At 69.3% G+C, this 12765-nt stretch carries 10 protein-coding genes; 7 read left to right on the top strand and 3 right to left on the bottom strand.

What is annotated here, in order from left to right; all coding sequences use genetic code 11:
* The gene (locus AC4D2C_RS04230) at nucleotides 1-1914 is read right to left on the bottom strand and encodes an FAD-binding monooxygenase (RefSeq protein WP_490912850.1); all 1914 of its coding nucleotides are present in this window, start codon (nucleotides 1912-1914) and stop codon (nucleotides 1-3) included.
* A gap of 234 nt (nucleotides 1915-2148) precedes the next feature.
* Entirely contained in the window at nucleotides 2149-3747 is a 1599-nt protein-coding gene (locus tag AC4D2C_RS04225) for an HNH endonuclease (RefSeq protein WP_490912848.1), read from the bottom strand.
* Between the two features lie 268 nt (nucleotides 3748-4015).
* On the opposite strand from AC4D2C_RS04225, the gene AC4D2C_RS04220 reads away from it, so the two are divergent.
* A complete protein-coding gene (locus tag AC4D2C_RS04220) occupies nucleotides 4016-5677 on the top strand; it encodes a catalase (protein WP_490912846.1) in 1662 nt (553 codons plus the stop codon).
* Here AC4D2C_RS04220 and AC4D2C_RS04215 read toward each other — a convergent pair.
* Nucleotides 5667-5792 carry a hypothetical protein gene (locus tag AC4D2C_RS04215; protein ID WP_490913047.1) on the bottom strand — a complete coding sequence of 42 codons (126 nt, stop codon included), beginning with the start codon at nucleotides 5790-5792 and terminating at the stop codon, nucleotides 5667-5669. The two genes, AC4D2C_RS04220 and AC4D2C_RS04215, sit on opposite strands and share 11 nt — an antisense overlap.
* A gap of 421 nt (nucleotides 5793-6213) precedes the next feature.
* On the opposite strand from AC4D2C_RS04215, the gene AC4D2C_RS04210 reads away from it, so the two are divergent.
* From AC4D2C_RS04210 to AC4D2C_RS04185, 6 genes are read left to right on the top strand one after another with little or no spacing between them, the layout of a single operon-like run.
* Complete coding sequence (locus tag AC4D2C_RS04210; protein ID WP_490912844.1) at nucleotides 6214-7680, top strand: fumarylacetoacetate hydrolase family protein; 1467 nt, start codon at nucleotides 6214-6216, stop codon at nucleotides 7678-7680.
* Entirely contained in the window at nucleotides 7673-8362 is a 690-nt protein-coding gene (locus AC4D2C_RS04205) for a GntR family transcriptional regulator (protein WP_490912842.1), read from the top strand. The genes AC4D2C_RS04210 and AC4D2C_RS04205 overlap by 8 nt, the downstream gene beginning before the upstream one ends.
* A gap of 46 nt (nucleotides 8363-8408) precedes the next feature.
* Nucleotides 8409-9947, top strand: a complete 1539-nt coding sequence (gene hpaE / locus AC4D2C_RS04200) for a 5-carboxymethyl-2-hydroxymuconate semialdehyde dehydrogenase (protein ID WP_490912840.1) — start codon at nucleotides 8409-8411, stop codon at nucleotides 9945-9947.
* 32 nt (nucleotides 9948-9979) lie between these two features.
* Complete coding sequence (hpaD, locus tag AC4D2C_RS04195) at nucleotides 9980-11059, top strand: 3,4-dihydroxyphenylacetate 2,3-dioxygenase (protein WP_490912839.1); 1080 nt, start codon at nucleotides 9980-9982, stop codon at nucleotides 11057-11059.
* Between the two features lie 19 nt (nucleotides 11060-11078).
* Nucleotides 11079-11864, top strand: coding sequence for a 2-oxo-hept-4-ene-1,7-dioate hydratase (gene hpaH, locus AC4D2C_RS04190; protein ID WP_490912837.1), 786 nt, complete (start codon nucleotides 11079-11081; stop codon nucleotides 11862-11864).
* On the top strand, nucleotides 11849-12652 hold the full coding sequence (locus tag AC4D2C_RS04185; protein ID WP_490912836.1) for an HpcH/HpaI aldolase family protein: 804 nt from the start codon (nucleotides 11849-11851) through the stop codon (nucleotides 12650-12652). The genes hpaH and AC4D2C_RS04185 overlap by 16 nt, the downstream gene beginning before the upstream one ends.
* Nucleotides 12653-12765 lie beyond the last annotated feature (113 nt).

The raw sequence follows: 12765 nt of genomic DNA, 5'->3' as shown, positions 1-12765 counted from the left end.
TCAGGCGAACGCCCGCCCGGCGGCCCGACCGGACCCCGCCAGCAGCGGGGCGAAGAAGGCAGCAAGGCCCGTGGTGTCCGCCAGGGGCAGCACGTGCGCCACGTACTGGTCCGGGCGGACGACGACGACGGCCCCGGCCCGGGCGATGCCGCGCAGGTCGAAGATGTCGGCGGAGGGATCCGCGGCGTACACCTTCTCGTAGTCGGTGAGCCCGAAGGGCCCGGTGGCGGGCTTGAACTCCGGCGGCACGCGCCCGATGTCCACCCCGGTGTGGTCCTGCTGGTAGATGACCTTCACGTCGAACCAGGCGTCCCGGTCGGCGCCGCCCGGCATCGCGGCGAGCGGCGAGGCCGGGGACCTTCCGATCCACGCGGCGAAGTCCGCGACGCCCGACGCCTCCCCCGGCTCGGCGGGGTCGGCGAAGACGTAGATGCGCCAGCGCCCGTCGGCCGTCGCATGATGGCCGAGGTGCAGGGGGACACCGTCGCACACCCTGACCACCGGCGCGGACTTGAAGCGCTTGCCGATCGGGAACCCGCCCGCCAGGTCCTGGTGCGCGGGCTCGGCGACGAGCAGGGACGGTGCGTACTGGGTCCGGAAGCCGGCGGGGAACTCGGCGGTGCTGACGTAGAAGTCCTCGAGTTCGGACGGGTCGGCGAAGTCCTCGGGCTTCCGGGCCATGAGCGCCGACCACTCCCTGTCGAACTCGATGAGGTCCTTCGCCACAACCTGGCGCTCGGCGGAGTACGTGGCCAGCAGGGCCTCGGGGCTGCGCCCCTCGAGCACGTGGCCGAGCTTCCAGCCGAGGTTGAAGCCGTCCTGCATCGAGACGTTCATGCCCTGGCCGGCCTTGGCGCTGTGGGTATGGCAGGCGTCGCCGGTGATGAAGACGCGCGGTGTCCGGGTGCCCAGGTGTTCCGGCAGGACGTCGTCGAACCGGTCGGTGAGGCGGTGGCCCACCTCGTACACGCTGTGCCAGGCGACGTTCCTCACGTCGAGGGTATAGGGGCTCAGGATCGTGTTGGCCTTCGCGATGATCTGCCCGATCGTGGTGCTGCGGATGGTCCCCTTCGTCGCCGGGTCCACTTCGCCGAGGTCCACGTACATGCGGAACAGGTGGCCGCCCTCCCGCGGGATGAGGAGGATGCTGCCGCCGGACCCCGACTGGATGGCGCACTTGCGGCGGATGTCGGGGAAATCGGTGACGGCGACCGCGTCCATGACACCCCACGCGTGGTTGGCCTGGTCACCGGCGAGGCTGCAGCCGATGGCCTGGCGAACCCTGCTGCGGGCGCCATCGGCCCCCACCACGTACCTGGCGCGGACGGTGCGCTCCTCGCCCTCGTGATCTCCGGCGGTACGCACGAGGGTGACTGCGACGGGGTACTCCTGCGCGTCGTCGACCTCGAGTCCGGCGAACTCGAAGCCGTAATCGGGCTCCATCCGCGTGGGCGAGTTCTTCATGAACTCGGCGAAGTAGTCGAGGACGCGCGCCTGGTTGACGATCAGGTGGGGGAACTCGCTGATGCCGGTCTCGTCGTCCTCGGGGCGTGCCGTGCGGATGATGCGGGAGGAATCGGCCGGGTCCGGCTTCCAGAAGGCCATCTCGACGATCCGGTAGGCCTCCTCGGTGATGCGCTGGGCGAAGCCGAACGCCTGGAACGTCTCGACGCTGCGGGCCTGGATGCCGTCGGCCTGGCCGATGGGCAGCCTGCCCGGGCGGCGCTCCACGATCCGCGTGATGATGCCCGGGAACTGCGAGAGCTGCGCGGCGGTGATCATGCCGGCGGGTCCGGTGCCGATGATCAGGACGTCGACCTCGTCGGGGAGCTCCTGCGGACGGTCGAGACCGACACCTGCTGCGGGCTGGATCCGGGGGTCGCCCGAGACGTAACCGTGGTGGTGGAATTGCACGGGCTGTCCTCACTTCGTCGTGGTGGTGCCGCTGCATACAACTACTGCGTTCGATAATCGAACGCCGAGTTCTACTATCGTGACGCCGATGCTAGCCCGGGCAGGAGCAGGACTCAAGGGTGCGGATCGACGACGCCGGCCTCTGGTCCGAGGATGCCGTATGGCACTACCCGTTCCAGATACGCGCACGCGGACGCGGACGCGAGGAGATCGTCGCCCACTCTGCGGGGTGGATCAGGCGAAAACGAGGTCGACCCGTCGGGAGTAGCTGGCAGGGTGAGGAACAGGTGACGCTTGATGGTCCGGCTCGTGGCGCGTCGAGCCCCGCGGGCGAACGGTTCCAGCGCCTTGTTGCTCCCGGTTCTCGTGGTGACTGCCGGGCAGGGATGGTGCGGTGGATCGGTAGGTGTGACCGGTGGGGGTGCGGAGCTCGATGGTGTGCCGGGCGCCGGGTCCAGCCCCTGCGGCCGGGGTGGCTTTCCAGCCGGGGAGTTCCTTGGTGTGGTTGCACGCCTCGCAGAGCCCTGCCCCGTTGGACAGACTCGTGGGCCCGTCATCGTGCCAGGGCACGATGTGGTCGTAATGCCGGATCGGCGCATCACAGTACGGCGTCCGACACGAATCATCCCGGGCCCGAATGAAGCGACGCTGCCCCGGCGTGAACAGCCGGGCCTTCGAATCGACGGCAACCAGGTCTCCGGCGCCCGGAGCGGTGTACAGCCTTCGGAGCCACACCTCGAACCCCTGTCGGGAGTCCTCCCGCCGAACGGAGCGCGGCTCCTGTCCTGATCCCGATCCGGGCTCGGCTCCGGCAGAGACTCCGGCCGGGAGTCCGGCTGCGTGCCCGTTGGGCTGCTCGGTCAGGATCGTCCGTGCCCATGCGGCGGGCACGATCCCGTATCCGGGCACCCGGGCCGGCTCACTGTCGCCCTGGAACAGGGCCCGGTCGGTCATGATCAGCTGCACCTCGACCCGCGACACCCCGCCCGGTACCCCGGTGACCCGCTCGACCAGGGCATCGGCCATCACCTGGCCCCGACCCCGCTCATCGCCCTGAGCCCGGCACGTGTCGGCGTACCGCGTGAGCTCGGCATGCACCGCCACCCCCTCGGTCACCGGCAGCAGGGCCGTCAGATAGGTCATGGTGTCCGGTGCCGGGCGCAGACTCACGCACCGGTCCCTCGCCGCACGGGCCGCCCGCCCGACGACCGAGCGGGGATCCCTGCGATACGCCGCCGCCCGCGCGGCAGCGACGATCCGCCGGGTCCCGGCCCCCTCGAACACCCCCGTCTCAGCGCTGAGGTCCTCATCGACCGCGCACCGATCCGCCGCCGACAGGCACGCGGTCTCCCGCACCAGCAGCGCTGCCCGCCACTCACTGACCTGTCCCGATTCCAGGGCCGTGAGCGTATGCGGCATCTCCGTCACCAGCGCCCGCGCAAACCCCACAAGCATCCCGCCCCGGGCCGGGGACTCCCGCCGGGCCAATGCCACCTGCGCCGCCACCCCCTTGCCCCGCTCGGCGGCCGGCACACCGGCCGCCGCCTGGGCCGTGCGCTCGGCCCGGTCGAAGGCGACCGTGGTCCGGGCCTGCCGGGCAGAGACCAGGGACTTCAGATCCTCACACGCCCTGATCTCCTCGATCGACTCCGCACCACCGGACCCAGGCGCAAGAGACGCCAACGCACCGATCAGATCCCGCACCGAGGTGATCCTCACGAAACCCGACGGGACAGCGGCGGCACCGCAGCCACGGGTGGACGGCGCAGCGATGCCCCGCGACGCAACACCGAGACCGGCGGGTTCACACGGAGCATCCTTGCTGCTGTCCATACCCCATGTTCCCGCCCACCACCGACACTATGAGGTCCGCATGTCCCGTCGTTGGACGCGGATTCCCGACAGATCAGAGCCCACCCCGCATCCGGATCCTCCCGCCTCGACGATCGAGAATCGCCTCCAGCCCGGGCCACGGATCACCCGCTCTAGCACGTCTTGTCCGGGCAGGAAATTGATGCCACCGGTGGATGCACAGACGTAGCGTTGTTGTGAACTGCTCGAAAAGAACCGTCCTTGAGAGCCCGCCGTGAGGAGCACCCCCATGACCGATGTCGCCAACCAGCCACCTGCCGAAGGGGACGACCGCGCCGTCCTGACGAACCGCCAGGGCCACCAGGTCTACGACAACCAGAACTCGCGGACCGTCGGCGCCCGCGGTCCGGCCACCCTGGAGAACTACCAGTTCCTCGAGAAGATCAGCCACTTCGACCGCGAGCGCATCCCGGAGCGTGTCGTGCACGCCCGCGGATTCGTCGCCTTCGGTGAGTTCGAGGCGACTGGCATGTGGGGCGACGAGCCCATCGCCCGTTACACCCGCGCGAAGCTCTTCTCCGAACCGGGCAAGAAGACCGATGTCGCCATCCGCTTCTCGACCGTCATCGGCGGCCGTGACTCGTCCGAGGCCGCCCGGGATCCGCGCGGCTTCGCCGTCAAGTTCTACACCGAGGACGGCAACTGGGACCTCGTGGGGAACAACCTCGCCGTCTTCTTCATCCGCGATGCCATCAAGTTCCCCGACGTCATCCACTCGCTGAAGCCGGATCCCATCACCTTCCGGCAGGAACCGGCCCGCATCTTCGACTTCATGTCGCAGACCCCCGAGTCCATGCACATGCTCGTGAACCTCTTCAGCCCCCGCGGGATCCCGGCCGATTACCGCCACATGCAGGGCTTCGGCGTGAACACCTACAAGTGGGTCAATGCGGACGGCGACACCAAGCTGGTCAAGTACACGTGGCAGCCGCGCCAAGGCGTGAAGAGCCTGACCGAGCAGGATGCCGCGAACATCCAGGCCACGGACCTCGGCCACGCCTCGAAGGACCTGCATGAGGCCATCGAGCGCGGCGACTACCCCAAGTGGGACCTGTACGTGCAACTCATGGACGACGGCGATCACCCGGAACTCGACTTCGACCCGCTCGACGACACCAAGACGTGGCCCGAGCAGGACTTCGAGCCCAAGCTCGTCGGCACCATGACACTGACCCGCAACGTCTCGGACCACCACAACGAGAACGAGCAGATCTCCTTCGGCACGGGCGTCCTGGTCGACGGACTGGATTTCTCCGACGACAAGATGCTGGTGGGCCGCACCTTCAGCTACAGCGATACCCAGCGCTACCGGGTGGGCCCCAACTACCTGCAGTTGCCCGTGAACTCGGCGAAGAACGCCCCCGTGCACACGAACCAGCGCGGCGGGCAGATGTCCTTCGGGACCGATCTCGCGCCGGGGCAGAACCCCCACGTCAACTACGAGCCCTCCATCACGGGCGGGCTCCGTGAGGGCCAGTACCCCACACATGACGAGCAGGGGCCGGAGATCTCCGGACGCCTGACGCGCAAGCGGATTCCGCTCACCCAGGACTACCTGCAGGCGGGCCAGCGGTACCAGCTGCTCGAGCAGTGGGAGAAGGACGACCTGGTGGGCAACTTCGTCACGCTGATCGGGCAGGCCGCGCGCGCGGTGCAGGAACGCATGGTCTGGCACTTCTACCTGGTGGACGACGAACTCGGAGCCCGCGTCGGTGAAGGCCTGGGTATCGGCCTCGACGAAATCAAGGACCTGCCGCCCCTCGCGAGCCAGACCCTCTCGGAGGACGAACTGGATCGCCTGAAGAACCTGGGCAACAACGGACCGCGCGATGTCGAAGGACTCACCATGACGCACTGCGTGCCCAACGAGCACGTGGTCGTCACCCGCTGATCCCGTCTCGGCACCTCCGGTCTCCGCCGACGGAAGGATCCCAGGTGTCGTGATCGAGCACCGCTGCGACGGCCTCGATCTCGACGAGCTGGTGGTCGTACCCGAGGACCGTCACACCCAGCAGTGTGCTCTGCGCGTCATGGTCTACGTCCTCGGATGGGCAGCTGGCCGACGCCGGCGCCGATGACGTCGTCGGCGTCGGCGTCGATGGCCGTTCCGCAAGCTTCCCCCGGGGGACGTGCGTGCGGCCCTCACACTTGCGGAGAGATCGAACGGTACAGTCGCGGCGGGGGATCATTCTTCGGGATCATCCTCGGCCCTCTCGCCATCATGCAGGCGAACAAGGCCGAGCGGCTCGGTGCACGCGCAACAGCAGGGAAGGTGCTCGGCATCATCTGCACGATCTTCGGCATCATCTCCATCATCTTGACTGTGCTCCACTTCGTGTAGGTCCCGGACTCCGCCGCACCCTTGACGGGCCCTCCCACCCCTGCCTAGGCTTCGTATACGATTTCGTACTCGACGAGGAGCCGCGGGTGGAACAGGTCGACGAGGGCACTCTGGCCGCCGCCCGCAAGGTCATCGCGGTGCACATCAACTACCCCAGCCGGGCCGCCCAACGGGGCCGTACCCCCGAGCAGCCCTCGTACTTCCTGAAGCCGTCGTCGTCCCTCGCACTGTCCGGCTCCGCCGTCGAGCGCCCCGCCGGCTGCGAACTGCTCGGGTTCGAGGGTGAGATCGCGCTCATCATCGGGACCCCTGCCCGCAGGGTCTCCCCCAGCGAGGCGTGGAGCCACATCGGCTGGGTCACCGCCAGCAACGATCTCGGCGTCTACGACCTCCGCTATGCCGACAAAGGCTCGAACCTGCGTTCCAAGGGCGGTGACGGCTTCACACCCGTAGGTCCCGGCCTCCTGCCCGCGGACTCCCTCGACCCCGCCGCGCTCACCCTCCGCACCTGGCACAACGGCACCCTCGTCCAGGACGACACGACGGCCGATCTCCTCTTCCCGTTCACCCGGCTCATCGCCGACCTGTCGCAGCTGCTGACCCTCGAACCCGGCGACATCATCCTCACGGGCACGCCGGCCGGAGCGTCCGTCGCCGTCCCCGGAGACGTGCTCGAGGTCGAGGTCGGCGCCGGCGCCCTGTCCACCGGACGCCTCACCACCCGCGTGAGCGAGGGCACGACGCCGCTGGCCGAGTTCGGTGCCCGGCCGAGGGTCGACGACGTCCAGCGTGAGGAGGCCTACGGATCGCGCGAGGCGGCCGGACTACCGGCACCCGAGCCGGCGACCGCGCTCACCCCGGACCTGAAGGTGAAACTCGAGAGCGTCTCCACCGCCACCCTCTCCTCCCAGCTCCGCAAACGCGGCCTGGACAACGTCAGCATCGACGGACTCACCTCCACGCGGCCGGGACGGCGCGTCGTCGGGCTCGCCCGTACCCTGCGCTACGTGCCGAACCGCGAGGACCTGTTCAAGCAGCACGGCGGAGGCTACAACGCGCAGAAACGGGCCATCGACACTGTGAACGAGGGTGAGATCCTCGTGATGGAGGCCCGCGGCGAGAAGGGCACCGGCACCATCGGGGACATCCTCGCCCTCCGGGCCGAGGTGCGTGGCGCCGCGGCAATCATCACGGACGGCGGTGTCCGGGACTTTGCGACGGTCGCCGCGATGGACATGCCCACCTACTACGCCAACCCGCACCCCGCCGTGCTCGGGCGCCGCCACATCCCGTGGGACACCGACATCACCATCGCCTGCGGCGGCACCACCGTCCAGCCGGGCGACATCATCGTCGCCGACGCCGACGGCATCCTCGTGATCCCGCCGGCTCTCGCCGTCGAACTGGCCGAGGACGCGATCGCGCAGGAGCGCGAGGAGACGTTCATCGCCCGGATGGTCGCCGAGGGGCACGGCGTCGACGGACTGTACCCGCTGAACGCCGCCTGGCGGGCGCGGTACGAGGAATGGGAGGCGGGGCAGCGCGATGACTGAGGTGACCGGGACCACGCACAACGCGGGCGCGGAGGGCAGCAAGTCGCAGCAGGCCTATGCCGCCGTCACGGCGCGGATCGTCGACGGCACCTATCCACCCGGGCACCGCCTCGTCCTCGCCGCGATCGCGCAGGACCTCGGGGTGAGCGTGGTGCCCGTCCGGGAGGCGATCCGGCGCCTCGAAGCCGAGGGCCTGGTGACCTTCCAGCGCAACGTCGGCGCCACGGTCGCGGGGATCGACCCCACCGAGTACCTCTACACGATGCAGACCCTGAGCCTCGTCGAAGGCGCCGCGACGGCCCTGTCCGCCCCCTTCATCCGCGCGGGGGACGTGGCCCGCGCGCGCTCGGTCAACGAGGAGATGCGCGCCTGCCTGGAGCGCTTCGACCCGGTGCGCTTCACACGGCTCAACCAGGACTTCCATGCCATCCTCTTCGAGCACTGCCCGAATCCGCACATCCTCGACCTCGTCCACCGCGGCTGGAACCGCCTGGCATCGCTGCGGTCCTCGACCTTCCGCTTCGTCCCCGGCCGCGCACGCGACTCCGTGGCGGAACACGAGGGACTGCTCCGCCTGATCGAGGAGGGGGCCGACGCTGACGCGATCGAACGCGCGGCCCGCTCCCACCGCAGTGCCACCCTCGACGCCTACCTGGTGCACGCCCAGGACACCCGCGCATGACGTCCCAGCCCCTGATTCCGCCCAGAACCACCGTGAGGACCCACCGATGACCACGACCGGCGCCGTGACCGAGCAGTACGTCCCCGAGGGCCTGCCCTCCTCCATCCACCACTACATCGCAGGGCGCTTCGTCGACTCCGTGAACGGTGCCACCTTCGACGTGCTCGACCCCGTGTCCAACACCCCGTACGCCACCGCAGCGGCCGGGCAGCAGGAGGACGTCGACGCCGCGGTCGCCGCGGCCCGCGACGCCTTCACGAACGGGCCCTGGCCCCGCATGAAGCCCCGCGAACGGGCACGGATCCTCAACAAGATCGCCGACGCCGTCGAGGCCCAGGAGTCCCGGCTCGCCGAGCTCGAGACCTTCGACACCGGGCTGCCCATCACGCAGGCCAAGGGGCAGGCGCTGCGGGCCGCGGAGAACTTCCGCTTCTTCGCGGATCTCATCGTGGCGCAGTTCGACGACGCCATGAAGGTCCCGGGCTCGCAGATCAACTACGTGAACCGCAAGCCGATCGGCGTCGCCGGGCTCATCACGCCGTGGAACACGCCCTTCATGCTGGAGTCCTGGAAGCTCGCGCCCGCGCTGGCGACGGGCAACACCGTGGTCCTGAAGCCCGCCGAGTTCACGCCCCTCTCCGCCTCCCTGTGGGCGCAGATCTTCAAGGACGCCGGCCTGCCCGACGGCGTGTTCAACCTCGTCAACGGACTCGGCGAGGAGGCCGGCGACGCCCTCGTGAAGCACCCGGACGTGCCGCTGATCTCCTTCACGGGCGAGACCACCACGGGCCAGACGATCTTCCGGAACGCCGCGGCCAATCTCAAGGGACTCTCCATGGAGCTCGGCGGGAAGTCACCCTGCATCGTCTTCGCCGACGCGGACATCGACGCCGCGATCGACTCGGCCCTCTTCGGGGTGTTCTCCCTCAACGGTGAACGCTGCACCGCCGGCTCCCGCATCCTCGTCGAGCGCCCCGTGTACGACGAGTTCTGCCAGAAGTACGCCGCGCGGGCAAAGGCCATCGTGGTCGGCGATCCGCACGACCCGAAGACCGAGGTGGGCGCGCTCGTGCACCCCGAGCACTTCGAGAAGGTCGCCTCCTACGTGGAGATCGGCAAGACCGAGGGCCGGCTCCTCGCCGGCGGCGGACGCCCGGAGCACCTCCCGGAGGGCAACTACATCGCCCCGACGGTCTTCGCCGACGTCTCCCCCGACGCCCGGATCTTCCAGGAGGAGATCTTCGGCCCCGTCGTCGCCCTCACCCCCTTCGACACCGACGCCGAGGCCCTGGAACTCGCGAACAACACACGGTACGGACTCGCGGCCTACGTATGGACGACCGACCTCACCCGCGCCCACACCTTCGCGCAGAGCGTCGAGGCGGGCATGGTGTGGCTCAACAGCCACAACGTCCGCGACCTCCGCACCCCCTTCGGCGGGGTCAAGGCCTCCGGTCTGGGCCACGAGGGCGGCTACCGCTCCATCGACTTCTACACCGACCAGCAGGCCGTGCACATCACGCTCGGCACCGTCCACACCCCGAAGTTCGGCAGCATCGAAGACTCCGCAGCCAACGAAGGCTGACACCCCGCCCGCTCGACGAAGAGAGAACCACCATGGCCCAGCCCATTCCCACGCCCTCGGTCCCCGCCCCGGACATCGTGCGCTGCGCGTACATGGAGATCGTGGTCACCGACCTCGCCCGCTCGCGGGAGTTCTACGTGGGCGTCCTGGGCCTGCACGTCACCGAGGAGGACGAGAACGCGATCTACCTGCGTTCCCTCGAGGAGTTCATCCACCACAACCTCGTGCTGCGGAAGGGACCGGTCGCCGCCGTCGCCGCCTTCGCGTACCGCGTGAAGTCCCCCGCCGAGGTCGACGCCGCCGAGGCGTACTACCGCGAACTCGGCTGCCGCACCGAACGCCGCGCAGGCGGCTTCACCAAGGGCGTCGGCGACTCCGTGCGCGTCGAGGATCCGCTGGGCTTCCCCTACGAGTTCTTTTACGACGTCGAGCACGTCGAACGCCTCACCCAGCGCTACGACCTCTACTCGGCCGGGGAACTGGTGCGCCTGGACCACTTCAACCAGGTCACCCCCGACGTCCCGCGCGGGCGTGCGTACCTGGAGGACCTCGGCTTCCGTGTCTCCGAGGACATCCAGGACTCCGACGGTGTCACCTACGCCGTGTGGATGCACCGCAAGCAGACCGTGCACGACACCGCCCTGACCGGCGGCAATGGTCCCCGTATGCACCACGTGGCGTTCGCGACCCACGAGAAGCACAACATCATCCAGATCTGCGACAAGATGGGCGCCCTGCGCATCAGCGACCGCATCGAGCGCGGACCCGGGCGCCACGGCGTCTCCAACGCCTTCTACCTCTACATCCTCGACCCGGACGGGCACCGCATCGAGATCTACTGCCAGGACTACTACACGGGCGACCCGGACAACCCGACCATCACGTGGGACGTCCACGACAACCAGCGCCGCGACTGGTGGGGCAACGCCGTCGTGCCGTCCTGGTACTCGGAGGCCTCCCTCGTGCTCGACCTCGACGGTACCCCCCAGCCCGTCGTGGCCCGCGAGGACAGGAGCGAGATGGCCGTGACCGTCGGCGCCGACGGCTTCTCCTACACGCGCAGGGACGACGACGGCGCGGCCGAGGGCTTCAAGCTCGGCACCCAGCTCTGAGACCCGCAGGAGGACACCGATGCTCGACCCACTGACCATCAGCCGGATTGCCGACGAACTGCTCGACGCCGCCCGCACCCGAACCCCGGTGCCGTTGCTGACCGCGCGGTACCCGGACATGACGGTGGAGGATTCCTACGCCGTGCAGCGGGTCTGGCGGCAGCACAACGAGGACGCCGGACGGACGCTCGTAGGCCGGAAGATCGGGCTCACGAGCAGGGCGATGCAGGCCGCCACGGGGATCACCGAGCCCGACTACGGTTCGATCTTCGACGACATGGTCCTCGAGACCGGCTGCTCGGTGGAGTGGGAGCGCTACACGAAGCCCCGGGTCGAGGTGGAACTGGCCTTCGTGCTCAAGGATGATCTCGCCGGACCGGGCTGCACGATCTTCGACGTCCTCAACGCGACCGACTACGTGGTGCCGGCGCTGGAGATCCTCGACTCGCGCATTGAGATGCAGGGCCGGACCATCGTGGACACCATCTCCGACAACGCGGCGATGGGCGCCATGGTGGTGGGCGGACGCCCGGTGCGGCCGGACGCCGTCGACCTGCGGTGGGTGGCCGCGATCCTCTACAAGAACCAGGTGGTGGAGGAGACGGGCGTGGCCGCCGGGGTCCTCGGCCATCCCGCGGCCGGCGTCCACTGGCTCGCCAACAAGATCGCCGCCCACGGCGATGGGCTGAAAGCCGGCGACATCATCCTCGCCGGGTCCTTCACCCGACCCATGTGGGTGGACCGGGGCGACACCGTCCACGCCGACTACGGAGCACTGGGAGCCGTCACATGCCGCTTCATCTAGCCCCACCGTTCGCCGACGCGCTGGCCGCGGCCGACCGGCCGTTCGCCGGCATGTGGGTCTGCTCGGGCAGCCCTCTGGTGGCCGAGATCTGCGCCGGTGCCGGGCTGGACTGGCTGCTGGTCGACGCCGAACACAGCCCCAACGGCCTCGAGTCCATCCTCGCCCAGCTCCAGGCCGTCCACGGGTACCCCGTCCACACGCTCGTCCGGCCGCCCGTCAACGACACCGTGCTCATCAAGCAGTACCTCGACCTCGGCGTGCAGAACCTGCTGATCCCCATGGTCCACGCGGCGGCCGACGCCGAGGCCGCCGTCGCGGCGACCCGCTACCCGCCCGACGGCGTCCGCGGCGTCGGGTCGGCGCTCGCCAGGGCCGCCCGCTGGAACCGTGTCCCGGACTATCTGGCCTCCGCGGGGTCGACGATCAGCGTGACCGTGCAGATCGAGTCCACCGCAGCCGTCGAGGCCGTGGAGGACATCCTCGCGGTCGACGGCGTCGACGCGATCTTCGTCGGACCCTCCGACCTCGCCGCCTCCATGGGACTCCTCGGCCGGCAGGAACACCCGGACGTCCGCGCCGCCGTCGAGCACTGCCTCGCAGCAGCCCGGCAGGCCGGGAAACCGGCCGGGGTCAATGCGTTCAACCCGACCGCGGCGCAGGACTACCTCGACGCAGGCGCCCGGTTCATCCTCGTCGGCGCCGACGTCGCCCTCCTCGCCCGCGGCTCCGAGGCCCTGGCCGCCACCTTCGTCCCCACGGCCGACGGCGGAGCCCCGGGGAGCTACTGATCCGACGGGAACCCCTCCCTCAGCCCGCGGTGGACCTACGCCACTGAGCCTCAGTCCCGCGCAGCGCCCAGCAGATCTGCCTCCGGCAGCACGCCCTTGTCCGGCCACGGTGC

It is taken from the genome of Arthrobacter sp. TJ-240, assembly GCF_058269195.1.
The sequence above is the reverse complement of the archived record's forward strand: the minus strand, read 5'-3'. Positions and strand labels throughout refer to the sequence as shown.

Coding starts and splice junctions, on each gene's coding strand:
- hpaH (WP_490912837.1), top strand. CDS start 11,079: ATGCTCGACCCACTGACCATCAGCCGGATTGCCGACGAACTGCTCGAC.
- AC4D2C_RS04205 (WP_490912842.1), top strand. CDS start 7,673: ATGACTGAGGTGACCGGGACCACGCACAACGCGGGCGCGGAGGGCAGC.
- AC4D2C_RS04220 (WP_490912846.1), top strand. CDS start 4,016: ATGACCGATGTCGCCAACCAGCCACCTGCCGAAGGGGACGACCGCGCC.
- AC4D2C_RS04185 (WP_490912836.1), top strand. CDS start 11,849: ATGCCGCTTCATCTAGCCCCACCGTTCGCCGACGCGCTGGCCGCGGCC.
- AC4D2C_RS04225 (WP_490912848.1), bottom strand. CDS start 3,747: ATGGACAGCAGCAAGGATGCTCCGTGTGAACCCGCCGGTCTCGGTGTT.
- hpaD (WP_490912839.1), top strand. CDS start 9,980: ATGGCCCAGCCCATTCCCACGCCCTCGGTCCCCGCCCCGGACATCGTG.
- hpaE (WP_490912840.1), top strand. CDS start 8,409: ATGACCACGACCGGCGCCGTGACCGAGCAGTACGTCCCCGAGGGCCTG.